We start from the raw sequence: 21,803 nt of genomic DNA, 5'->3' as shown, positions 1-21,803 counted from the left end.
CGAGGTTCCTAGAGCTTCACCTTCACGCCCAGGCGCACGCTGAACGGCTCGCCCGGCTGGATGTTGTTGTCGCCGTGCGCGCTCGAATAGTAGTCGCGGTCGAACAGGTTCTCGACGTTGAGCTGGAGCGCGAAGCGATCGCTGAGATCGAGGAACGCCGCCGCGTCCACCCGCACCCAATCCGGCAGCACGACCGCGTTGCTGAGCGAGGCGAACTGTTTGCCCTGGTAGACCGCGCCGAGGCCGAACCCGAGCCGGTCGGTCACGTCGTAGCGGGTCCACGCGCTCGCCTGGTGCTCGGGTACCTGCTGCAACCGCCGGCCCGCGGGGGCCGAAGTGGTGGTCGAGCGGATCTCGCCGTCGAGGTAGGTATACCCGAGGCTGGCCTGCCAGTTGGGCATCAACCGCCCGACAAGGCTGGCCTCGAACCCCGAGACGCGGCTTGAACCTGTCAGAACGGTCAGGCCCGGATTGGCCGGATCGACCGCGCGGGTGTTGGTGCGGTCGAGCCGGAACACGGCTGCGGTCGCGAACAGGGCGGGCGTCACCGCCCACTTAACGCCGGCTTCGAGGTTCTCGAATTTCTCGGGCGCAAGGCTCGCGGTGGTCGCGTCGAGGACCGAGAACTGGTCGCCCGACTGCGGGAGGAAGCTTGTGGCGTAGCCGGCATAGACCGACAGCGTCTCTGCGGGCTTGATCACGACCCCTGCGCGGGGGCTCCACTTGCGGTCGGTCCGCTCCGCCGCGAACCCGTTGACGAGATTTACCGTGGCAAGCTCGAACTCGTCGTAGCGCAGGCCGCCGACGAGCTGCACCGGCCCGAAATCGAGTTGCTCCTGGACGTAGCCCGACACCGTATCGAGCCGCGAGGTCGAGGCGCGCTGGATCGTCGTCTGGCGCGCGGCCGGGACCGAAAGGACCCGGGCGAGGGGCACCGTCACGCTCGTGGCGCCGTTGGCGAAGGCAATGTTGTAGCGGTCGGCATCGGTATTCTGTGCGCCCGCCTCGAACCCGGCAAGGAAGGTGCTGTCGATCGCGCCGAACGCGGCCTGCCAGACGAGGTTGCCCTGCACGATCCGGTTTTGCCGGTCGGTGCCGCTGGTATAGCCGTTGAGCGTCGCGGTCGTCGCGGCCGAGCCGGCGGGGACGACATTGGCGTAGAACTTGTCATGGTCGGCGAACTGGCCGGTGAGGTTGACCGACAGTCCCTCGGCGAGCTCGTGGTCGAGCTTCAGGCGCGCGATGTGCGCCACGCTCGTCGCATCGTTGAACGCCGGGTCGCCGAAGAATGTGCGATCGAAGCCGGTCAGCGGCTTGCCGTTCAGCGACGGAACGCCGCGGTCGGTAACCCGCCGGTCGTCATCGTAGGTATAGAAAGCCGAAAGGTGCGTCCGGTCGCCCAGGTTCACGGTGACCGTTGGCGAGATTCCGACGAACCGCCCCTCATAGAAGTCCCGCGCGTTGTCGAACTCCTCGTAAGTCGCGTTGAGGCGGGCAGCCACGGTCGCCGACAGCGGCTGGTTGACGTCGGTTGCGAGCGAGAACGCGCCGAAACTGTCGACATTGGCGTCGAGCCCGATCGCCGGCGCGGTGAATTCGGCAACCTTGCTAACCCGGTTGATCGCGCCGCCACCACCGCCGCGCCCGAAGATCAGCGCATTCGCGCCCTTGAGAACCTCAACCCGGGCCACGTTGTAGAGCGGCCGGTAGTATTCGGCATCGTCGCGCAACCCGTCGAGATAGAAGTCGGCGGTGCTTGCCTGGCCGCGGATGAAGACCTGGTCGCGGTGCCCCTCGCCGGTGTCGAGGCTGACGCCGGGGACGTAGCGCAGCGCCTCGTTGAGCTGGGTCACGCCCTGGTCGGCGAGCTGGTCCTCGGTGATGACGGCCACTGTCTGCGGCACGTCGATAAGCGGGGTCGGGGTCTTGGTCGCGCTGGACCCATCCTCGCTCGCATACCCGTCGCGCTGGCCTACGACGAGGATGTCGCCGGGCAGGTAGTCTCCCGGTGCCGAATCGGCGGCGAAGGCGGGGGCGGAAAGGGCAGTCGCGCAGGCGAGCGCGGCGCGGCAGAGAGACGACCTCATGAAATTTCCTTATTGCGATTCATTCTCGATTTCGCTGCCACTATTGAGAATAATTCGCATTCACAAGGCTCAATGTTGATTGGCGCGGAAAATTTTGCCCGCTAGCGGCGTCGCGAAGGAGATTTTCGGTGAAAGCAACGATCTGGCATAACCCCCAGTGCGGCAAATCGCGCGCGGCGCTGGCGATCCTCGAGCAACGCGGCGACCTCGATCTGACGGTCGTCGAGTATCTGAAGGACCCGCCCACGCGCGAAAAACTGGCCCAGCTCTACCGCGATGCCGGCATGGCTCCGCGCGAGGGCGTGCGGACCTTCAAAACCGATGCGGAGGAGCGAGGGCTGACGACCGCGGACGACGACACGGTGCTAGACGCGATGATGGCGGAGCCGCGGCTGATTGAGCGGCCGCTGGTCGAGACGGACAAGGGTGTCCGGCTGTGCCGTCCACCGGAAAAGGTCGAGGAAATCCTCTAGCTGGCGTTATGGCTGTCGCGGAGCCTCGAGCGCGGCATCGGGGTCCAGCGCGTACCAACCATGCACGAATACGACCGCGCATAGTGCGGCTATCGTGGCAAAGCCGATCGCTTCGTGGTGACCGTAAAGCCACACGCCCAGCGCCGGCGCCACGATATAGGCCGCGCCATTGAGCGAGGCGACGATGCCGCCTACCTGGCCTTGCTCCGCCCGGCTGACGGCAAGCGAGGCGCCCGCAGTGAATCCGGGCCGGTAGAGGCCGAACCCCATCGATGCGATCGCCATGCCGAGCGCAATTGCGTGGAGCGTATGCGAGAAGGCGAAAAGCACCACGCCAACGAGGGCCATCGCCATGCCCCACATTGTCGACGAGCGGGGGCCGAGCCGGAGCATCGGGATCAGGCCCCACTGGGCAAGCAGGGTCGCGATCGCGCCGCACATGAGAACCAGGCCGATCGGCCCCGTTCCGGCACCCGGGTCCGCGCGCAGACCGAGCCGGTCCAGTACGAAGAAGCCGGCAAGGCCCAGGAACGCAGCCTGCGCGTGGCCGCCTACCAGGCCCGCGACAAGCCACGGGCGCAGCCGCCGGTCGCGCCACGACAGGTCGGGAATGTCCGTGGGCAGTCCGTTCGCGCCATCGTCGTCGTCGCGATCCTGCACCCGCGGATTGGAATTGGCGCTGAAGGGAGCGGTGACCACGTCGCCGCGTGCCGCGAATTGCGGGTCGTCGTTGGGCAGGCTGGCGCGCAGTGCGACAAGCACGGCGATACCGAGGACTGCGAACGCGAAGAACGGGCCAACGAGGCCGGTGGCGGGAAAAACCAGCAGCGGCGCGACGGCGGGGCCGATTACCGTACCGAGCCCGAAGCTCGAGGCGATCAGGGCCATCGCCCGGGTTCTTTCGTAACGAGGGGTGCGGCTGGCGACATAGGCCTGCACTGCCGGCGGAGCGGCTGAACCGAAGCCGCCGTAGAAACTGCGCGAGGCTGCGAACAGCAGGAGCGTCCACAGCGGTGCCAGCCAGCCGTTGAGGCCGAGCCAGAGCATGAGCCCGCAGAGCGCGAAGCTGGCGATAAAGCCGATCAGGCCGAGCGCCATCATCGCCTTGCGCCCGCGCTTGTCCGAACGGCGCGCCCAGATGGGTGCGCAGATTACCCACAGCAGCGCCGACCAGGTGTAGGCGAGACTGATCCACACATCGGCCACCCCCAGTTCGGTGCCGATCGAGGGCATCACGGATTGCATCGCGGTGTTGCCAGCCGCGGTCACGAGCATGACCACGAACAGCAGTGCCATCCGTTCGCGCGAAATGGGTTTGCGCGGCGCCTCTACGGCAGGGGCGAGGGGATCGGCTTCGGCCATCGGCAACCGGCTAGACGCGCGGGTCCAAGCTTGCAATCGGACAGCGAAGCTGCCAGTTCCTGCGCCGTCGATTGCCCTGTCTCACGGGGTGCCGGACAGGGCGCGTTGCTTGACCAATTCCAGTGATTTCGCGATTCGCCGTGGCGAGACCGTCAGCGGCCGCGTCGCGCGTTTCTTCGGACAATGGGGCGTGTTTTTCCGCGGGTTCGTCGAGCATCCCAAGATGGTCGGCTCGATCATACCGTCATCGCGGTTCACCATCGACAAGATGCTCGGGCCGGTGAAGTGGGACGAGTGCAAGCTGTTCGTCGAGTACGGCCCCGGTGTGGGGACCTTCTGCCGGCCTGTCCTCGAACGCATGCGGCGCGACGGCACGCTGATCGTGATCGACACCAATCCGCTCTACGTCGAATACCTCAGGAAAACGATTTCGGACGGCCGCTTCCACGCGGTCCTCGGCAGCGCCGCCGACGTGGAGGAAATCGTTCGCGCCCACGGCTTCGACCACGCCGATTACGTGCTGTCGGGCCTGCCCTTCTCCACCCTGCCCGATGGCGTCGGGCCGGAGATTGCCGCCGCGACGCACCGCGTGCTGCGGTCGGGCGGCGCGTTCCTGGTCTACCAGTTCAGCGCCGCCGCGCGCGACTTCATGGCCAAGCACTTCGCCCGCATCGATAGCGGTTTCGAATCACTCAACGTCCTGCCCTGCCGCCTGTTCTGGGGCTGGAAGGACTGATCGTCAGCTGAACGTCTCGCTCACGGCTTCCGGCGCGGACCCGGCAAGCTGGCGGTGCGCGGCCGCCAGAACTGCGAGGAAGATCGTGTAGAACACGGCGTTGATCAGGCCCGAGACGAGGGCGTTGCCGACCTGCGCGACCTCGGGTCCGGCCAGTGCCAGGACCAGTCCGGCAACCATTCCGATCACGCCGCCGACGACAAGGACCGCCACGAACAGGAGGAGGACGAACAGGAACAGCCTGATCGAGTTTCCTTTCGTCAGACGCCACGAACGGCCCAAGGCGGAGAGGGGGTTCACCACACGTTCGATGGCGATGACCGGCGGAACCATCAGGAACTTGGTGAAGAGGTAGGCGAACGCCACCACCGCCACCAGCCCGAGCAGGACTCCGGTCGCCACCGAAACTCCCACGCCCACCGCGATCGGCAGCAGGAACAACAGTCCGTAGATGCAGCTCATCAGAAGCTGTGCGCCAATGTACGGCAGGAGCAGGCGGGCACCTGCGCCCAGCGCTTCGCCCACGGTCGGCCGGCTGCGGTCGGACAGCAGCGCAAGGAGGCCCAGCACCCCGATCGTCTGCAGGACGACCATGATGAGCAGCAGCCACCAGAACTGGCCGTAGAGGCCCATCATCGCCTCGCCCATGACGCGCGGGTCGGGGTTGCTCGCCTGCGAGGCTTCGAGGGCCGTCATCTCGTTTGAAAACACGAGCATGAAACCGACATAGGGGAGGAAGAAGAACACGCCGGCGACGATCAGCAGCACCTGCCGGTTGGCCGCCAGCAGGCGAACCGCCTCGTTCCACGCCGCGCCCATGTCGAATTTCATTCCCGTGCCTCCCTGTCGTCTTCAATTCCGGTCTTGATAACCGCGCGACGCGGCCCCACGCAATCGGCGATGTCGACGAACCTGCCACATGGGATCGAACTGCGGGTTTCCGAAGCGCCCGTGCCCTATCGTACCGCGCTTGCCCAGATGGACGCGCGCAATCGCGCCATCGCCGCGGGCGAGGCCGACGAACTCGTCTGGCTGCTTGAACATCCGCCGGTCTATACCGCCGGCACCAGCGCGGCGGCAGACGAGATGCTCGACCCGCGGTTCGAGATAGTCGAGGCGGGGCGCGGAGGGCGCTATACCTATCACGGACCCGGCCAGCGGATCGGTTACGTGCTGATCGACCTCTCGCGGCGGGGGAAGGACGTGCGAAACTTCGTTCACTCGCTGGAGGGCTGGGTGATCGCGGCGCTCGGCGATCTCGGGATCGAAAGCTGGCGGGCCCCGGGCCGGATCGGCATCTGGACCCGCGACGGAGACGCGGAAGCCAAGATCGGCGCGATCGGGGTGCGCGTCCGGCGCTGGGTAACCATGCACGGGTTCTCGGTGAACCTGTCGCCGGACCTGTCGCACTTCGCAGGCATCGTGCCGTGCGGGATCGCCGAATACGGCGTCACCAGCATGGAGAAGCTCGGCAAGCCGCTTGCCACCAACGCATTCGATGCGGCATTGCTGGCGCGCGCAGGCGAATTCATCGCCGCGCTGAAACCCTGCGAGACCGCGTGACCACGACCCGAAGTCTGATTGCCCTGCCGCTCGTCCTTGCCATCGCGGCCTGCGGGGGGAACGACCCCGGGGCCGAAGGCGAACGCAAGACCGCTGCGGGCGAGGTGCTTGGCGGCTCGATCAGCGACGACATGCTGCCGCTCGACACGGTGACCTCGCAAAGTCCCCCGCTGCGCAACGGCGGCGCCGACAGGACGGACCGCAAGTCCGAGGATACCGGCGCCGGCGATACGTCGGCGGCGGAGCCGGAGGCCGAGGCTGACGAACCGCAGGCGGTGGCCGAACCGACCGAATAGCAACTATTCGGCCGCGATCCGTTCTTCGTCCATCGTCGGATAGTCGACGTAACCCGCGGGGCCGGGCAGGTACCAGCTCTTGGGAACATCGACGTTGGGCGCCCACTCGGCCCCTACCCTGATGCGTTCCGGCAAGTCGGGATTCGAGATGAACGGCCGGCCGAAGCTCACTGCGTCGCAGCGACCGCTCGCGATGTCGGCGGCCGCGGCTTCGGCGGTGTAGTCGCTGTTGAGGACGAGCGGGCCGGTGTATATCTTGCGGATTACGCCGTCTTGGTGGGGAACCTCGGTCTGGCCGAAGGTGCCGTCGGGTCCGGGCTGGCGCAGTTCGACGAAGCCCAGCTTCAGGTCCTCGCAGACTTGCGCCGCCGCGCCGAACGTCGCTGACGGGTTGCCATCGTCGCACCCTTGCGTTTCGCCGTTGGGCGACAGGCGCACCGATACGCGGGGCGCGCCCCAGACCTCCACCAGCGCGGTCAGCACTTCGCGCAGAAAGCGCGCGCGGTTTTCCGGCGCGCCGCCGTATTCGTCGGTCCGCAGGTTCGTCGAATCGCGCAGGAACTGGTCGACGAGGTAGCCATTGGCGCCGTGCAACTGGACCCCGTCGAACCCGGCGGCCTTCGCGTTCTCGGCTGCCTTGCGATAGTCCGCGACGACCCGCGCGATGTCCTCGACCGACAGCGCGCGCGCCTGCTCGTGGTCCTGCCGCCCAGTGGGCGTATGGGCATGACCGGGCGCCTTCGTGGCACTCGCGGACACCGGCGGATTTCCTTCGAGCATGCTCGGGTGGACGAGCCGGCCCATGTGCCATAATTGCAGCACGATCGCGCCGCCTGCTGCATGCACCGCGTCGGTCACCTTCTTCCATCCGGCGACATGGGATTCGGTCCAGATGCCCGGCCCGTTGGGCCAGCCGCGACCTTCGGGGCTGATCGCGGTCGCTTCCGATATGATCAGGCCCGCACCAGCGCGCTGGCGATAGTATTCCACCATCAGGTCCCCCGGATCGGCGTCGGGATAGTTCGACCGTCCCCGTGTGAGCGGCGCCATCAGGATGCGGTTCCTCGCATGGATCGCGCCGAGATCGATCGGCTGGAAAAGGGCTTCGTGCATGGGCGGAATTTTCCTGCTGGTTTCGATTGGCAACCCAGCTAGGGGCGAGGGATGGCGGGCACAACCATCGAGGCGGACAAGAATAGCTACTCGGGGGGAGCGTGGCACTTGGCCGCGCTGCTCGGGGGCAACGTAGCGCTCGCACTCGGCCCGTGGCTTGTGCGGCTGACCGACACCGGGCCGGTTGCGGCAGGCTTCTGGCGCATGCTGCTGCCGCTGCCGCTGTTCGCGTTCCTGGCATGGCGTGAACGCGCCGGGAGCCGTCCGACGCGCAGGACGGTCCTCGTGCTTCTGGCCGCAGGTGCGTTCTTCGCCGCCGACCTTGCCTGCTGGCACATCGGCATCGAGCGCACGCGCCTTGGCAATGCCACACTGTTCGGCAATTCGGGCAGCGTGCTCCTGATGCTGTGGGGCATCGTCGCGCTGCGCCGCGCGCCGCGATCCGCCGAGTGGGTGGCGCTCGCCGCCTCGCTCGCGGGCGCCGCCATCCTGATGGGACGCAGCCTGGACATCTCCACCGCGACGCTGATCGGCGACCTGTTCTGCCTCGCCGCGGGGGTCTTCTACGTCTTCTACCTGATCCCGGCGCAGGCGGCGCGCGCGACGATGGGGCAGTGGAGCGTGCTCGCGCTCGTGTGCGCGGCGGCGGCGCCGGTGCTGCTCGGGATAGCGATGGCGCTGGGCGAGCCGGTGTGGCCGGGCGGGACGGGCTGGCTCCCGGTGGTGGGCCTGGCCCTGTCGAGCCAGGTGATCGGGCAGGGGCTGCTCGTCTATTCGATGAAGCATTTTCCGCCGCTGGTGGTCGGCATGGCGCTGCTGACCCAGCCCGCAATCGCCGCGGCGGTCGGATGGCTGGCCTTCGGGGAAACGCTCGGCGCGCCCGACATGGCGGGGATGGCGCTGGTCAGCGCAGCGCTGGTGCTGGCGCGGACACGGGTGCCGGTGGGGCCGAGGGTGCGGGCCTAGCGGCTGGTGGTTGCCCCGACCCTGCGCCGAACCGATCAGCCCGCGGCGAACGCGTTCGAGAACGCAGCGTGGCGGGCCTCGACCTCGTGGATTTCAGGGCCCGACAGGTGGATGCGGGCTTGTTCGAGCAGGAGATCGCCCTGGCGCTGCAGGTGCCGCTGCCGCGTCTCGTCGTCGAGGGTCGCGCCCGCGTCGCGCAGGGTGTCCAGCATGACCAGCGCGGCGATCCGGTTCGTGGCGACGCCGCTGCGGATGGCGCCGAAGCCACGCGCTAGGAAATGCGCGTAATCGTCGTCCATCGGGATCACCAGGTCGTCGCTGCCGCCCTCGGTGTCCGTGTTGATCCGCAACTTGAGATCGCGCTCGCCGAGCCGCGCCGTCGCCGCACCCAGCCAATGGAGCGCGGTGATCGCGGTGAACGGGTCGTTGATCCCGGGCGACAGCGCGCGCAGCCCGATCTCGACGAGTTCGTCGATCAGGAACTGAAGGTCTTGATACGGCGTCCGCGCGCTGCCCAGCGAGAGGCACTCGCGGATGCGGTCGGCGGGCGCTTCTACCGCTTCGTCGACTCCTTTGCTCTCGCCTTTGCCCCCATCATCGCCCTTGCCGTCCTGCGGGCACCAGTAGGCGATCGTCACCGATGGATGGATGAAATCGCCCGAGCGCACGTCGAGCACGATCCGGCCTGCGTTATCCGCGGCAATCTCGTGCAGCCGCTTCAGGTCGAGCACCTGGACGTAACCGGTGTCCTCGGCCCGGATCGGCACGCCCCCGTTGGACGCGGGAATCCGGTCTCCGGTGTTGGCGTCGGGATAGAGGTCGTCGATCTCCGTTAGCAGGCGGCGGCCGATGCCGGCGAGGACGGTGTTGATCCGGATCGACGAGGGCACGTGGTTGAGGAAGTAGACCAGCACCGCCACCGCGACCGCCATCAGGAGGTAGGCGACCAGCAGCGACAGCTGTGGCACGAAGCCGGGAAGGGCATCCTCGCCCGGTGACAGCAGCGTGGTCTCGTCCTCGCGCCGCACGCTGCGCAGCACCGTCACGGCATAGACGAAGGTGCCGATGAAGGTCGCCAGGCTGATCTGGTTTCCGCGATCCTCCATGAAGTTGTTGAGCAGGCGCGGGCCGTAGTTACCACTCGCGTAGGCCACGGCCGCGATCGTGATCGAAAACACGGTCGAGGCGACCCCGATCATCGAGGCCGCGATGATGTTGAGCATCGTGCTCGCGCTTTGCGGACGCGCGGGCTGGAGCGCCGACACGTCGCCGAGCCAGCTGGCAAAGCCGTTACGGTCCAGCCAGAGGGTGAGCACCGCCAGGCCGAGCGAACCCAGCGCGAACAGCGACGGATAGAACCAGTAGCTGGCGTTGACACGGTGCCAGAATGCCCCGAGCCAGGTCATCACGCGCCGTGTCCGGTCTTTACCAGATCCATCAGTCCCCGTCGGGTCCAGACTGGCTGGCATCCGGCGCGATCGCTCCGAGATCGCCCTTGCCGATCGTTCCGCTCGCCATCTCGAGCATGCGGTCGAGGCTCTGTTTCGCCTTCAACCGAAGGCCTTCCTCGATCTCGATCCGGGGTTCGAGATCGCGCAGCGCCACGTAAAGCTTCTCCATGGTGTTCAATGCCATGTAGGGGCAGATGTTGCAGCTGCAGTTCCCGTCCGCCCCGGGCGCGCCGATGAACGTTTTCTCGGGCAGCGCAAGCTCCATCTGGTGCATAATGTGCGGCTCGGTCGCGACGATCAGCGTGTCGCCTTCGAACGTCTTGGCGAACTGGAGAATTCCGCTCGTCGAACCGACATAGTCGGCGTGATCGATGATCGAAGGCGGGCATTCGGGATGCGCGGCGACCGGCACCCCCGGATGCCGCGCCTTGAGCTTCAGAAGCTCGGTCTCACTGAAGGCCTCGTGCACGATGCAGACACCCGGCCACAGCAGCATCTCGCGCCCGAACTTGCGGCTGAGATAGCCTCCCAGGTGACGGTCAGGGCCGAAGATGATCTTCTGGTCCTCTGGTATCTGGGAAAGGATCGTCTCGGCCGAGGAGCTCGTGACGATCACGTCCGACAGCGCCTTAACCTCGGTCGAGCAGTTGATATAGGTCAGCGCGATGTGATCGGGATGCGCCTCGCGGAAGGCCTTGAATTTTTCCGGCGGACAGGAATCCTCGAGGCTGCACCCGGCGTCCATGTCGGGCAGCACCACAATCTTTTCCGGTGAGAGAATCTTAGCCGTGTCGGCCATGAACTTCACCCCGCAGAATGCAATCACCTCGGCATCGGTATCGGCCGCCTTGCGCGAAAGCTCGAGGCTGTCGCCTACGAAGTCCGCGATGTCCTGGATCTGGGGTGTCTGGTAATAGTGCGCCAGGATCACCGCGTTGCGCTCCTTGCGCAGGCGGTCGATCTCGGCGAGCAGGTCGTCGCCGGTCGGCACTCTGGTTTCGACGCTCATTTCGGCTCCCGTGTCTGGGTTTGCTGATCCCTATAGCCGCAACGGGCGAGAGCGCGAGCGCGTTCCGCTACATCGCGAAACCCGGCGGGACATAGGGTTCCAGCGGACGCTCGGCGCCGGGGCTGCCGGCGACCACCCATTGCGTGAACGCGATACCCGGGCCGCTATAGGCGATGAGCATCGAGACTGCGAAGGTCGCGGCATAGATGCCCGTGCCCCACCAATAGGCCGGGTGGACGCGGCCGCGACGGCGCTTGTCGGCGACAACGGCGATCGCGGGAAAGACCAGGGTGGCCACGAAAGTGACGGACCACGCCTGAGGGATCAGGGGCAGGGGTAGCAGACGGCCGATGCCGGGGCCGGTGAGGACGGCCATCGCCACCAGCATCAGGCGCCGATGCCAGCCGTTGTGCCGCGGACTGAGCAGCGCCCAGAGTGCGAGCCCCGCGAAACACGCGAGCAGCATGACATTGCTGATGAGGAATTCGTTGAGCGCGAAGAAGAAGGGCCCACCGTGGCGCCGTGCGGCCACCGTCATGATCGTTACGCCCGCTGCGAGCATGGCGGGAATCCAGAGATAGGCGAACTTGCCCAGGGCGCGATGGAGCGCGCGCCGGCCGGTGGCGATCGTGAACGCCTGCGTCAGGTAAAGCGCGATCCAGCCCATGAAAATGACCGCGTGCACGTGGTAGGCGAGCGGAGAGGCGAATGTCGAGCGCCCCGTCGCGAGGTTGAGAACGAACCCCGCGACGATCGTGCTGGCCATTGCCAGCGCCATGATGAAGAAGAACCGCCGCTCGCTTCGTTCGAGCGAGAGCGCTGGTGCGTCGGACGCCAATGTAGCCATCTATGCCACCCCCGTTGCCAGCCGGGAGATACCAGATCGGCGGGACCCTTCCTTGTAGGAATCCCCCAGGGCGATCAGCGCGCCGGGCGTGCTTCGCCGTCGAAGCGCACCAGGACCTTGACGTCACCGAAGCCGGCGACCTGGAGCGGGATCGCGAGGTTCTGGCGCACTGCCTCCTTCGCCGCCTGACGAGCCATCGCCAGCACCTGCGGGTTCTTGGCGAACTGTGCGGCCTTGCGTTCGGCCTGCAGCGAGTTGTTGCGCGACAGGTCCTGGGTGGCTCCGCTGGTAACCCAGTTGCCCTGGGTGAATACCTTCTGCTGCGCCTCGTCGAGGTTGGGCTTCGAGATTCGCAGAGGCGGCAGGACGACCGACAGGGTGTCGGTTGCATCGTCCCAGTCGAACCGGTCGCGGTCCATGCTCGAAAGATCGAGGCGGTACTCGACGGTCGCGGGGATGATAGAGGCCTGACGGCTCTTGAGCAGGTCGAGGCCGAGCACCCCCCGGCTGTCGGTGCTCTCGGCGACGACTTCGAACCGGCTCGAGAAAACGTTCAGCGAGTTCTGCTTCTCGAAGGCCAGCATCGCGCTGCCGACCGGATCGCCTTCCTCCTCGTAAAGAAACGCCCTCCAGCCAAGCCAGGCCACGGCCGCCAGGAGCACGATGACGAGGAGCCACGGCGTCGCCTGGACGCGGGGGCGCGGGCGATCGTCCGCGATCGGCGCGCTGCGGTGCGTGTCGAGGTCGGTGCGATCTTCTTCTTCTACGATGCGGTCCATGCATCACCTGAACGGGCAACCATCCCGCGACGTTCCAGATCGATGAGGTGCGCCGTTACGCTCATCTCCGCGGCGCCGGTCAGACGGGGGTCGAGCCCCTTGTACATCCGAGGCACGAAGCCGGCAGCGGCCTGCGGTCCGCCGGACAGTATCCGCATGATCTGGTTCTCGCGCTGGCGGCGATGGCCGATCATTCCGCGCACGAGCTGGCGGGGCTTGTCTATCTGGGGCCCGTGCGCCGGGTAGAAGACCCGGTCCTCGCGAGCATAAAGCTTGTCGAGGCTTGCCATGTATGCGCCCATGTCGCCGTCGGGCGGCACGACCACGCTGGTCGACCAGCCCATCACGTGGTCGCCGGTGAACAGCGCGCCGCTTTCTTCAAGCGCGAAGCACAGGTGGTTCGACGTGTGGCCGGGCGTGGCGATGGCGGTCAGCGTCCAGCCGGGGCCTGTCATCGCCTCGCCGTCCTCGAGCACGCGGTCGGGCGCATAAGTGCGGTCGAACGCCGCATCGGCGCGCGGGCCGCTGTCGTCGAGGACCAGCGGCGCGCACCCGACGACCGGCGCGCCTGATCGCGCGGCCAGCGGCGCGGCGGCGGGTGAGTGGTCGCGGTGGGTATGGGTGCACATGATCGCAGTAACCCGCGCGTCTCCGACCGCGTCGAGGACCGCGTCGATGTGGCGCGGGTCGTCGGGGCCCGGGTCGATCACCGCAACCGCATCGTGTGCGCCGACGATGTAGGTTTCGGTCCCCGTGTAGGTGTACGGCGAAGGATTGGGCGCAAGGACGCGCCGCACGAGCGGCTCGAGCCGCTCGGCCTTGCCGGTGGGCCATGGTTTGGGGGGAGGACCAGCCATTCCTGCTACTTGGGGACGGCGGGGGGCGAAGTCGAGAGCCGGCGGGCGGGGCCGCCGGTTCAGGCCGCGCCGAATTCGCGGCCGAGCCGTTCGCGCAGGCGATGGACGGCCGCCGGGCGCACGGCGAAGCGATCGCGCCAGGCCGCGTCGAGCCGGGCGATACGCCCGTGGAAGGCCTCGGTCTCGGCGATGAGCTCGCAGGTGGCGGGCTCGAGCAGGGCGAGCTGTTCAGGATCTGCCCGGCGATCGGGCGGCAGCACGCCGCTGCGACGCAATTGGAACTCGCTCAGTTCGCCGCTGAAATAAGCTCGGTGATTGAGCAGCCAGGCAAGCACATGCATCATCCGCGTGGTCGTGCGCAGCCCTTCGACCGACAGGGCGATACGGACGAGGTCTTCGTTGCCCGCGCGCGCCGGCGCAAGGTCGAACGCCGAACGTACTTCGTCGGCGAGCACCAGCGCCTCGCAGTAGAGCGCCTCGATGATCGGCTGGTTGATGTCGGTCGGGTTGTTCATCCGGCCTTTACCGCTATCGACCCGCGACTCGCGCCGCCACCGGTTTAACCGAACAATCCTGCGGCTTTTTCGCGGGCGTCCCGTAACGGAACGGTTTTACGCGATGATGTCCGGCAGCAGCTGGTCCTCCACGATCGCGATCTGGTCGCGCAGCCGCAGCTTGCGTTTCTTGAGCCGGGCGATCTGCAACTGGTCGGTCGAGCCGCTCGAGGTCAGGGCGTCGATCGCCGCGTCGAGATCACGGTGCTCGGTCCGCAGCATGGCCAGCAGCTTCTTGAGTTCCTGCTCGGTCACGCCCGGTTGGCCTCTCCCTTTCGACAAGGGCCAGAATCGCCTCGTCCCGCGTTTTTGCGCAGCCCGTCGATTAGGCATTCGTCAGGGCTTCGCAAGCCATGATCGATATGGTTCTATAGGCCCAACGGCGGCCTCGTGCCCCTTACGGCACGAGTCGCTTCCGGGTTGCCACCTGAAAGGAGACACAGATGCTGTCATCGTCCCACGCCAATGCTCTGGAATCCAAGCATGCGAGCCTCGAGGCGCGCCTGCACGAAGAGATGAACCGGCCCCAGCCGGATGCGGCGACGGTCCAGCAGCTCAAGCGCGCGAAGCTCAAGATCAAGGAAGAACTGAACGAGATCTGACAGCCTGACCCGCCTCGTTCGCCTGCCCTAGGGAGGGTGGCGCGCATCGGTCACCCTGCGGGGCCGACCGTGCGCGTCATGGGGGTCGGCGACAAGGTCCAGTGCGCCACGCCGATTGCGCCTGGGCCATTGCCAGTTGGCGGCGCTGACCCTACTCGGTCCCAAGCATGACCGCCGCCGCTGCCGCCCGCACGATCCTGACCCGCCTGCACGAGGTGATGGCATCGCGGCTCCACCCTCAGGGCAAGCTCGACCAGGTCGTCCAGATCATCGGGGAAAGCCTCGATAGCGAGGTGTGCTCGATCTACCTCCTGCGCGAGGGAATGCTCGAACTGTTCGCCACCCGGGGGCTCGAGCAGAGCGCGGTCCACGTCACTCGCCTGGCGATCGGGGAGGGCCTCACCGGGACCATCGCCGAACATATCGAGACGCTCAATCTGGCCGAAGCGGCCGCGCATCCCGATTTCGCCTATCGCCCCGAAACCGGCGAGGAGAAGTTTCACTCCTTCGCGGGCGTGCCGATCGTCTATCGCGAGCGGGCCGTGGGCACGCTGTGCGTCCAGCACGCCGATCCGCGGCGCTACGAGGACGTCGAGATCGAAGCGCTGCAGACGGTCGCGATGGTGCTGAGCGAGCTGATCGCCCACGCCGGCCTTGTCGACGAGGAGACCAGCTCGCTCGGAGAGGCGCTGACCGGTCCGCAGGTGATCACCGGTCTGACACTCGTGAAAGGGATCGCCGGCGGTACCGCGACCTTCCACCAGCCCCGCGTGCACATCGAACACGTCGTGGCGGAGGACACCGAGGCGGAACGACAGCGGGTCTACCGCGCGTTCGACAAGATGCGCGACCAGATCGAGGCGATGGCGAACCAGGCCGAGTTCGGCACCGGGGGCGAGCACGACGAGGTGCTCGAGACCTACAAGATGTTCGCCTACGACGAGGGCTGGGGCCGCCGGATCAACGAGGCGATCGATTCGGGGCTGACCGCGGAAGCGGCGATCGAGCGGGTGCAGCAGCGCACCCGCATGCGCATGCGCGAGATCGACGACCCCCTGCTCGCCGACCGGATGCACGACCTCGAGGACCTGTCCAACCGGTTGCTGCGCATCGTTTCCGGCCAGCTCGGGACGGCTGCGACACAGGGCCTCAAGCGCGACACGATCCTGATCGCCCGCAACCTCGGCCCGGCCGAGCTGCTCGAATACGATCGTCGCCGCCTCAAGGGCGTGCTGCTCGAGGAAGGATCGCTCACCGCGCACGTGGTGATCGTCGCCCGTGCGATGGGAGTGCCGGTGCTTGGCCGGGCGAAAGGCCTGCGCGGGGTCGTGCGCGAGGGCGACGAGATCCTGCTCGACGCCGACAAGGGCATCGCCCACGTCCGCCCGACCCAGCAGACCCAGGACTTGTTTGCCGAGCGCTTCGCACAGACCCGGCAGAAGCAGGCCGCCTATGCCGAATTGCGCGACGTCGAACCGTTCACCCGGTGCGGAACGCGCATCCAGGTTATGATCAACGCGGGTCTGCGCGACGATATCGCCGCGCTGAACCTCGTGGGAGCCGACGGGATCGGGCTGTTCCGAACCGAGTTCCAGTTCCTCGTCTCGGCGACCCTGCCGCAGCGCGAGCGGCAGACGCGCCTCTACCGCGACGTGCTCGAGGCCGCCGGCGACCGGCCCGTGATCTTCCGTACGGTGGACATCGGCGGTGACAAGGCGGTGCCCTATCTCGATTCCGAGACTGCCAACGGCGACGAGAACCCCGCGATGGGCTGGCGCGCCTTGCGGCTGGCACTGGAGCGCGAGGGCTTGATGAAGGCGCAGGCGCGGTCGCTGCTGGAAGCAGCGGCGGGCAAGTCGCTCTACGTGATGTTCCCGATGGTGTCCGAGCCATGGGAATTCGATGCCGCCAAGGAGGTCTTCGACCAGCAGCTTGCATGGCTCAAGGGACAGAAGAAGCTCCTGCCCGACGAGATCCGCTACGGCGCCATGCTCGAGGTGCCGGCGCTGGCCGAGACGCTCGACCTGCTTCTTCCGCGCGTCAGCTTCATTTCCGTGGGCACCAACGACCTCACGCAGTTCCTGTTCGCCGCCGACCGGGCGAACCCCAAGCTGGCCGAACGCTACGACTGGCTGAGCCCGGGGATCCTCCGCTTCCTCCGGCGGATCGTGCAAGGCACCGTGGGATCGGGGGTCGACCTCGGGATCTGCGGCGAGATGGGCGGGCGCCGGCTCGAGGCGCTGGCGCTGCTCGGGATCGGGTTCCGGCGACTATCCATCACACCGGTGGCGGTCGGCCCGATCAAGGACCTGGTGCGCAAGGTGGACCTTGCGGAAATCTCCGCCGCGATGAACGCCTGGCTGTCCTCGCCGCCCGCCTCCTTGCGCGAGGAACTGTCCGTGTGGGCCGAGGCAAGAGGTATCGAGGTCGATTGAAACGCCGTGAACTTCATCGCGCGCGGGGCGCGCTTCGTCGCCAGCGCTCACACGCAATCGTGTCGGAAAGCTTGACAGTTCTCCAGCGCACCTCTTGAGTCGCCCGTGGGGGCGGTAGAGTCAATTTCGGGACGCCGCATGGAAATGGAAACGGGTTCGCTCGACGAACAGCTGCCGCTGCATGGCATCGGCGACAAGTTGCGCATAGCGCGCGAAAACGCCGGGCTGACCGTGGCGCAGCTGGCCGCCGAGACGCGCATTCCGCAGCGCCATCTCGAGGTCATCGAGGCGGGCGACTGGAACGAGCTTCCGGCGCGCACCTACGCGACCGGCTTCGCGCGCACGTACGCCAAGGCGGTCGGACTCGATCCGCGCGCCACGGTCGATGAGGTTCGCGCCGAACTTGCCGCCAGCGAGCCGGGAGACAGGGCGCGGGCAAGCGGCTTTGAACCCGGCGATCCCGCGCGCGTGCCGTCGCGGGGACTCGCGCTGTTCAGCCTGTTTGCGGTCATCATCCTGCTTGTCGGCGGGGTCATGTTCTACACGCGGGTGCTGGCGCCCGGAGCCGGTCCGGGCTCGCTGCTCGACGAGCAGCGCGCCGCCGAACAGGCTGCTGCAACGAAAGCACCCTCCGCGCGCACCCCGCCGGTTGCCGCACCTACCGGGGGAGCGGTCGTGTTCACCGCGCTGGACAACGGTGTCTGGGTCAAGTTCTACGACGCCAGGGGGAGCCAGCTCATGCAGAAGCAGATGGCGAAGGGCGAGAGCTTTACCGTTCCGCCCGACGCCGACGGCCCGCAAGTCTGGACCGGACGGCCCGATGCCTTCGCCATCACGGTGGGCGGGCGTCCCGTGCCCAAGCTGGCCGAGGACGATGTCATCGTGAAGGACGTGCCCGTGACCGCCGAGGCTTTGCTGGCGCGCGGGACCGATGGCGCCGCGACACCGGCGGCGAACCCGGCTGCCCCGACTGCCACCACCGCGGAGGCGGAGGGCACCTGAACGCTGTCCCCACCTTTGCCCCCGCGCTCGCTCGACAAGCGGCAGCGCTCCGATTTAACGACGCGGCCACGTTCATCGGCGGTTCGACCGCCGGAAGCGAGACGGCCTGAAGACTAGATGAAGACGACGGGAACAGGTTCGATGGGGATCACGACGTTTCGCGCGCTGGCCGCTCCGCTGGCGCTTCTGGCTGTGACCGGAGTTACCGCTCCGGCATACGCGCAGGACAGCGCAACCGAGGCGCGGCTCAAGAAGGCCGAGGCGGAGATTCGCGCGTTGCAGCGCAAGGTGTTCCCCGGCGGGGACGGCAAGTACTTCGAGCCGCAGATCAGCGCCGCGCAGCCGACCAGCAGCTCGGCTTCGGGAGCGCCCTCGACGACCGCCGTGACCGATATCCTCGCGCGGCTCGACGCGATGGAATCCCAGCTCGCCCGGCTGACCTCGCAAACCGAGGAGAACACCAACGCCATCCGCCAGCTCGGATCGCGTCTGGCTGCGCTCGAGGTGACGTCCGGCGCGGCCGCTGCGGCCGGACAGTCCACCGGCGGCGTTGCCGGGACCCCGCCGGCAACGCCGGCCCCGACGCTTGCGGCAAGCCGGCCGGCGCCCACGCCGACCCAGGCGGCGGCCCGGCCGGCCGGGCCGACCGCCGAGCGACTGGCAGCGGTCCAGGCCATCGCCAAGCCGCAGACCGACGATCCCGGCGACGACGAATACAGCTACGGCTTCCGCCTGTGGGATGCGGGCTTTTACCCCGAGGCGCAGCAGCAGCTTTCGCTGTTCGTGGAAAAATACCCCCGCCATTCACGCATCAGCTATGGCCGCAATCTTCTCGGTCGGGCCTATCTGGACGACGGCAAGGCCAAGGAGGCCGCGCCATGGTTCCTCAAGAATTACCAGACAGACAAGCAGGGTGCGCGGGCACCTGACAGCCTGCTGTTCCTTGCCGAGGCGATGATGGCCATGAAGGACACCAAGCGTGCCTGCATCGCGCTTGCCGAGTTCGCCGACACCTATCCGGCGATTGCGTCGGGCCGCCTCAGGAGCCAGTACGAAAGCGATCGGGCGAAGGTGAAGTGCAATTGATACGGGCGTTGCTTCCGAGCTGATCGATCGCTTTTCCGCCGATCTCGCGCGACTCTGGCCCGGGATCGACGGCGGCGGTCCCCTCGGCGTGGCCCTGTCTGGCGGACCCGACAGCCTTGCGCTGATGCTGCTGGCGGGAGCGGCCCTTCCGGGACGCACAATTGCCGCGACCATCGACCATGGCCTGCGGCCGGGCAGCGCGGCCGAGGCCGCCTTTGCCGCACGAGTCTGCGGGCGGCTGGGGATCGATCACGAGATCGTTTCGGTGGAGGTCGAACCCGGAAACCTCCAGGACCGCGCACGGGCGGCGCGCTACGATACGCTTCGCCGCTCGTTCGCCGCGCGCGGATGCGCCGTGATGGCGACCGCGCACCATGCGGACGATCAGGCCGAGACCGTACTGATGCGGCTCGCGCGGGGAAGCGGCCTTGCCGGACTGGCCGGCATCCGCGAGCGCCGCCTGACGATCGGTGACGAGCGCGCGGCAAAATTCCTGATCGTGCGCCCGCTCCTCGGCTGGAGAAGGGCGGAGCTTGCCGACATCGTCGCCAGGGCGGGTATCGAGCCGGTGCGCGACCCCTCCAATGCCGACGAGCGGTTCGACCGGGTCCGCGCCCGCGCGCATCTCGCGGCGCTACCCGATCTCGATCCCCGCATGATCGCGCGCAGCGCCGGCCTGCTTCAGCAGGCGGAAGCGGTCGTGGACGATGCCGTCGCCGCCGCGATCGCGTCGAGCGTCGACAGCGATGGCGACACGACCTGGTTCCGCTTCGGATATGCGACGGCACTGGAGGTCGAGGTGGTTTCCGTTATCCTGCGGAGCCTGGGGGCCGAGGCCGCGCGCTCCGCGGTCGCCCGCATGGTCGGCCAGTTGCACGCTGACGGTCACTCCACGCTTGCCGGCGTCAGGGCCAGGCGTGCGCGGCGCCGTTCCGCCGACGGGGCGCGGTTCCTTGCGTGGCGCTTCGAGCGGGAGCCTCCCCGGCGCGCGTGAACGCGGCGCCGATCAGATGATCTTGTCGCCCATCCCGATCATCTCACCGCGGGTGATGACGACCCGGTCGCCCGGTTTGGCGATGGCGAATATCCGCGAGACGAACTCGTCGGGCCCGGCGATGCAACCGTGGCTTGCATACCCGTTCTCGACCACGCTGCCGCCGTGGATCGCGACGCCGTCCCGGGTCAGGAACATCGACCATGGCATCGGCGCGTTGTCGTATTTTTCCGAGACATTGTGGCGCTGCTTGTACAATATCGGGAACGTGCCGAGCGGAGTCGGGTATTCATCGGTCCCGATAAGCACGGCGGCCGCCCCGATCTCGTAGCCGCCCTTGAATATCGACAGCACCCGCGCGTCGAGGTCCACCGTCATCACGATCGGCCCGTCGGGCACGCCCTCGTCGTCCCAGTGCCATTCGCCGTACTTGATCGGGCCGTCGATGGGCAGGATGCGCTTGACCGTGAAAGGGTTTCCGCCCGGCGATATGGCTGCTTCATCCGGCTTTCCGGCAGCTGATGGCATTGCCTCGCCACGCGCGGCCGGAGCCGAGAGGGCGGGGGCGGAGGCACGGTCGCGGCCGTGGCTCGCCGCGCCGGTGGCGAGCGCTGCTCCACCGAGGCCTAGCAGCACCGCAAGCACGCCGCCGACCGCCCATTTCAGCATCGATTCCATCGGCCTATCTAGACGGCTTGGGGTCCATGGGGCCAGCCCGCGCGGTCAGCGCGTCCCCCTGCGGGACGGCGGGATCGCAATGATTAACCCGTGCGCGCAACGGTGACCGTCTTGTTGCCGAAGTGCGAAGGGCCAAAGCTGGTGAGAAAGCTGACGTCGGCGGCATCCCGGCCCACGCCGATCTTCACCGTCTCTTCGGCGCTGGCCATCCCGGTCGCGTCTACAATGTACCACGCGCCGCCCCCCGGCGTGGTGCGATCGGCAAGGAAGACCTCGGCCACGGCGTGAAAATCGGGCGGTTCGACCCCGGGCGCGAAGCACGACACGTACCGCGCCGGGATCGTCGATGCCCGGGCCAGGGTAATGAGGACGTGGGCATAGTCACGGCAGATCCCGCGCCGCTCGACAAAGCTGTCGAGCGCGGTGGTGGTCGCCGTGCTGCTCCCCGGCTCGTAGGTGAAGTGCTGCGCGATCCAGTCGCGGATCGCGACGATCCGGTCGCCGCCGCTGGTCCCGCCGAATTCGTCCTCCGCGAACGATTGCAGCCGATCCGCAGGGCAGTAGCGCGAATCGAGCAGGTACTCGAGCGGATCGCCCGGCAGGTCGTGGGGAGGCAACTGGTCGAGTCCTGCCAGTTCGGGGGCAAGCCGGTGGACATCGACCGTCGCGTTATAGTCAACCTCGAAGCGGCCTTCGGCGTGAACGAGGATGCGCTCGCCGATGGCCTCGTGTGCGGGAACGCGGGCGCAGTGATCGCCGCAGGTCAGGACCGTCTTGGCCGAATGGATCGTCTGTTCGGGGATGGCGGCCGCCTCGAACTGAAGAATGAGGTCGGTCGGCGCATCGAGATGGAAATCGAACTTGGCGGAGATGGATATCGTCATGGTCTGGCCCGAACGGTTTGCTGTGGCGA

At 67.3% G+C, this 21,803-nt stretch carries 23 protein-coding genes; 10 read left to right on the top strand and 13 right to left on the bottom strand.

Annotated features, from left to right (window positions below):
• Positions 1–8 precede the first annotated feature (8 nt).
• Positions 9–2,087, bottom strand: coding sequence for a TonB-dependent receptor (locus ACPV3N_RS11395; RefSeq protein WP_440117847.1), 2,079 nt, complete (start codon positions 2,085–2,087; stop codon positions 9–11).
• 128 nt (positions 2,088–2,215) lie between these two features.
• On the opposite strand from ACPV3N_RS11395, the gene arsC reads away from it, so the two are divergent.
• On the top strand, positions 2,216–2,560 hold the full coding sequence (arsC, locus tag ACPV3N_RS11390; RefSeq protein ID WP_440117846.1) for an arsenate reductase (glutaredoxin): 345 nt from the start codon (positions 2,216–2,218) through the stop codon (positions 2,558–2,560).
• Positions 2,561–2,566: 6 nt separating this feature from the next.
• On the opposite strand, the gene ACPV3N_RS11385 is transcribed toward arsC, so the two are convergent.
• Positions 2,567–3,922, bottom strand: coding sequence for an MFS transporter (locus tag ACPV3N_RS11385; RefSeq protein WP_440117844.1), 1,356 nt, complete (start codon positions 3,920–3,922; stop codon positions 2,567–2,569).
• Positions 3,923–4,055: 133 nt separating this feature from the next.
• On the opposite strand from ACPV3N_RS11385, the gene ACPV3N_RS11380 reads away from it, so the two are divergent.
• On the top strand, positions 4,056–4,658 hold the full coding sequence (locus ACPV3N_RS11380) for a class I SAM-dependent methyltransferase (protein WP_440118013.1): 603 nt from the start codon (positions 4,056–4,058) through the stop codon (positions 4,656–4,658).
• A gap of 3 nt (positions 4,659–4,661) precedes the next feature.
• Here the strand turns inward: ACPV3N_RS11380 and ACPV3N_RS11375 are convergent, their stop codons facing one another.
• Positions 4,662–5,489: a DUF7847 domain-containing protein gene (locus ACPV3N_RS11375; protein ID WP_440117842.1), complete on the bottom strand. Its 828-nt coding sequence runs from the start codon at positions 5,487–5,489 to the stop codon at positions 4,662–4,664.
• A 69-nt stretch (positions 5,490–5,558) separates the two neighbouring features.
• Here ACPV3N_RS11375 and lipB point away from each other — a divergent pair, with 69 nt between their 5' ends.
• Both lipB and ACPV3N_RS11365 read left to right on the top strand, forming a co-directional pair.
• Entirely contained in the window at positions 5,559–6,221 is a 663-nt protein-coding gene (gene lipB / locus ACPV3N_RS11370; RefSeq protein ID WP_440117840.1) for a lipoyl(octanoyl) transferase LipB, read from the top strand.
• Entirely contained in the window at positions 6,218–6,517 is a 300-nt protein-coding gene (locus ACPV3N_RS11365) for a hypothetical protein (RefSeq protein ID WP_440117838.1), read from the top strand. The genes lipB and ACPV3N_RS11365 overlap by 4 nt, the downstream gene beginning before the upstream one ends.
• Positions 6,518–6,520: 3 nt before the next feature.
• Here ACPV3N_RS11365 and ACPV3N_RS11360 read toward each other — a convergent pair whose 3' ends face one another.
• Positions 6,521–7,630: an alkene reductase gene (locus ACPV3N_RS11360; RefSeq protein ID WP_440117836.1), complete on the bottom strand. Its 1,110-nt coding sequence runs from the start codon at positions 7,628–7,630 to the stop codon at positions 6,521–6,523.
• Between the two features lie 51 nt (positions 7,631–7,681).
• Between ACPV3N_RS11360 and ACPV3N_RS11355 the strand changes: the two genes are divergently transcribed.
• Positions 7,682–8,596 carry a DMT family transporter gene (locus tag ACPV3N_RS11355; RefSeq protein ID WP_440117834.1) on the top strand — a complete coding sequence of 305 codons (915 nt, stop codon included), beginning with the start codon at positions 7,682–7,684 and terminating at the stop codon, positions 8,594–8,596.
• A 35-nt stretch (positions 8,597–8,631) separates the two neighbouring features.
• Here ACPV3N_RS11355 and ACPV3N_RS11350 read toward each other — a convergent pair whose 3' ends face one another.
• The 7 genes from ACPV3N_RS11350 to ACPV3N_RS11320 form a co-directional block, all read right to left on the bottom strand.
• Positions 8,632–10,002, bottom strand: a complete 1,371-nt coding sequence (locus ACPV3N_RS11350) for a DUF2254 domain-containing protein (RefSeq protein WP_440117832.1) — start codon at positions 10,000–10,002, stop codon at positions 8,632–8,634.
• A gap of 31 nt (positions 10,003–10,033) precedes the next feature.
• Positions 10,034–11,056 carry a quinolinate synthase NadA gene (nadA, locus tag ACPV3N_RS11345; RefSeq protein ID WP_440117830.1) on the bottom strand — a complete coding sequence of 341 codons (1,023 nt, stop codon included), beginning with the start codon at positions 11,054–11,056 and terminating at the stop codon, positions 10,034–10,036.
• Positions 11,057–11,123: 67 nt separating this feature from the next.
• Positions 11,124–11,903, bottom strand: coding sequence for a hypothetical protein (locus ACPV3N_RS11340; protein WP_440117828.1), 780 nt, complete (start codon positions 11,901–11,903; stop codon positions 11,124–11,126).
• Between the two features lie 74 nt (positions 11,904–11,977).
• A complete protein-coding gene (locus ACPV3N_RS11335; protein ID WP_440117826.1) occupies positions 11,978–12,682 on the bottom strand; it encodes a DUF4230 domain-containing protein in 705 nt (234 codons plus the stop codon).
• Complete coding sequence (locus ACPV3N_RS11330; protein ID WP_440117824.1) at positions 12,667–13,539, bottom strand: MBL fold metallo-hydrolase; 873 nt, start codon at positions 13,537–13,539, stop codon at positions 12,667–12,669. Before ACPV3N_RS11330 ends, ACPV3N_RS11335 begins: the two co-directional genes overlap by 16 nt.
• A gap of 59 nt (positions 13,540–13,598) precedes the next feature.
• Positions 13,599–14,054, bottom strand: a complete 456-nt coding sequence (locus ACPV3N_RS11325) for a DUF1465 family protein (RefSeq protein WP_440117822.1) — start codon at positions 14,052–14,054, stop codon at positions 13,599–13,601.
• A gap of 96 nt (positions 14,055–14,150) precedes the next feature.
• On the bottom strand, positions 14,151–14,348 hold the full coding sequence (locus ACPV3N_RS11320; protein WP_440117820.1) for a YdcH family protein: 198 nt from the start codon (positions 14,346–14,348) through the stop codon (positions 14,151–14,153).
• 188 nt (positions 14,349–14,536) lie between these two features.
• Here ACPV3N_RS11320 and ACPV3N_RS11315 point away from each other — a divergent pair, with 188 nt between their 5' ends.
• From ACPV3N_RS11315 to tilS, 5 genes are all read left to right on the top strand, one after another.
• On the top strand, positions 14,537–14,695 hold the full coding sequence (locus ACPV3N_RS11315; protein WP_440117818.1) for a YdcH family protein: 159 nt from the start codon (positions 14,537–14,539) through the stop codon (positions 14,693–14,695).
• Positions 14,696–14,862: 167 nt separating this feature from the next.
• On the top strand, positions 14,863–17,130 hold the full coding sequence (gene ptsP, locus ACPV3N_RS11310) for a phosphoenolpyruvate--protein phosphotransferase (RefSeq protein ID WP_440117816.1): 2,268 nt from the start codon (positions 14,863–14,865) through the stop codon (positions 17,128–17,130).
• Positions 17,131–17,274: 144 nt separating this feature from the next.
• Positions 17,275–18,132 (top strand): helix-turn-helix domain-containing protein, encoded by an 858-nt coding sequence (locus ACPV3N_RS11305; protein WP_440117814.1) that lies wholly within the window; start codon positions 17,275–17,277, stop codon positions 18,130–18,132.
• Between the two features lie 117 nt (positions 18,133–18,249).
• Entirely contained in the window at positions 18,250–19,218 is a 969-nt protein-coding gene (locus ACPV3N_RS11300) for a tetratricopeptide repeat protein (protein WP_440117812.1), read from the top strand.
• Between the two features lie 88 nt (positions 19,219–19,306).
• A complete protein-coding gene (gene tilS / locus ACPV3N_RS11295) occupies positions 19,307–20,212 on the top strand; it encodes a tRNA lysidine(34) synthetase TilS (protein WP_440117810.1) in 906 nt (301 codons plus the stop codon).
• 12 nt (positions 20,213–20,224) lie between these two features.
• Here tilS and ACPV3N_RS11290 read toward each other — a convergent pair whose 3' ends face one another.
• Positions 20,225–20,890: a L,D-transpeptidase family protein gene (locus ACPV3N_RS11290; RefSeq protein WP_440117808.1), complete on the bottom strand. Its 666-nt coding sequence runs from the start codon at positions 20,888–20,890 to the stop codon at positions 20,225–20,227.
• An 83-nt stretch (positions 20,891–20,973) separates the two neighbouring features.
• A complete protein-coding gene (locus ACPV3N_RS11285; protein WP_440117806.1) occupies positions 20,974–21,774 on the bottom strand; it encodes a transglutaminase-like domain-containing protein in 801 nt (266 codons plus the stop codon).
• Between the last annotated feature and the right edge of the window lie 29 nt (positions 21,775–21,803).

This window comes from Tsuneonella sediminis, assembly GCF_051912845.1.
Classification (GTDB): Bacteria; Pseudomonadota; Alphaproteobacteria; order Sphingomonadales; family Sphingomonadaceae; genus Tsuneonella; species Tsuneonella sediminis.
Note: the sequence above shows the minus strand (reverse complement) of the source record. Positions and strands in the feature narration are given on the sequence as shown.

Bases quoted from the DNA above. Each gene is read 5' to 3' on its own strand.
- ACPV3N_RS11330 (WP_440117824.1), bottom strand. From the start codon at position 13,539: ATGGCTGGTCCTCCCCCCAAACCATGGCCCACCGGCAAGGCCGAGCGG.
- ACPV3N_RS11285 (WP_440117806.1), bottom strand. From the start codon at position 21,774: ATGACGATATCCATCTCCGCCAAGTTCGATTTCCATCTCGATGCGCCG.
- ACPV3N_RS11315 (WP_440117818.1), top strand. From the start codon at position 14,537: ATGCTGTCATCGTCCCACGCCAATGCTCTGGAATCCAAGCATGCGAGC.
- lipB (WP_440117840.1), top strand. From the start codon at position 5,559: ATGTCGACGAACCTGCCACATGGGATCGAACTGCGGGTTTCCGAAGCG.
- ACPV3N_RS11335 (WP_440117826.1), bottom strand. From the start codon at position 12,682: ATGGACCGCATCGTAGAAGAAGAAGATCGCACCGACCTCGACACGCAC.
- ACPV3N_RS11305 (WP_440117814.1), top strand. From the start codon at position 17,275: ATGGAAACGGGTTCGCTCGACGAACAGCTGCCGCTGCATGGCATCGGC.
- ACPV3N_RS11360 (WP_440117836.1), bottom strand. From the start codon at position 7,630: ATGCACGAAGCCCTTTTCCAGCCGATCGATCTCGGCGCGATCCATGCG.
- ACPV3N_RS11325 (WP_440117822.1), bottom strand. From the start codon at position 14,054: ATGAACAACCCGACCGACATCAACCAGCCGATCATCGAGGCGCTCTAC.
- ACPV3N_RS11350 (WP_440117832.1), bottom strand. From the start codon at position 10,002: ATGACCTGGCTCGGGGCATTCTGGCACCGTGTCAACGCCAGCTACTGG.
- ACPV3N_RS11385 (WP_440117844.1), bottom strand. From the start codon at position 3,922: ATGGCCGAAGCCGATCCCCTCGCCCCTGCCGTAGAGGCGCCGCGCAAA.
- ACPV3N_RS11355 (WP_440117834.1), top strand. From the start codon at position 7,682: ATGGCGGGCACAACCATCGAGGCGGACAAGAATAGCTACTCGGGGGGA.
- ACPV3N_RS11300 (WP_440117812.1), top strand. From the start codon at position 18,250: ATGAAGACGACGGGAACAGGTTCGATGGGGATCACGACGTTTCGCGCG.
- nadA (WP_440117830.1), bottom strand. From the start codon at position 11,056: ATGAGCGTCGAAACCAGAGTGCCGACCGGCGACGACCTGCTCGCCGAG.
- ACPV3N_RS11395 (WP_440117847.1), bottom strand. From the start codon at position 2,087: ATGAGGTCGTCTCTCTGCCGCGCCGCGCTCGCCTGCGCGACTGCCCTT.
- ptsP (WP_440117816.1), top strand. From the start codon at position 14,863: ATGACCGCCGCCGCTGCCGCCCGCACGATCCTGACCCGCCTGCACGAG.
- ACPV3N_RS11290 (WP_440117808.1), bottom strand. From the start codon at position 20,890: ATGGAATCGATGCTGAAATGGGCGGTCGGCGGCGTGCTTGCGGTGCTG.
- ACPV3N_RS11340 (WP_440117828.1), bottom strand. From the start codon at position 11,903: ATGGCTACATTGGCGTCCGACGCACCAGCGCTCTCGCTCGAACGAAGC.
- ACPV3N_RS11375 (WP_440117842.1), bottom strand. From the start codon at position 5,489: ATGAAATTCGACATGGGCGCGGCGTGGAACGAGGCGGTTCGCCTGCTG.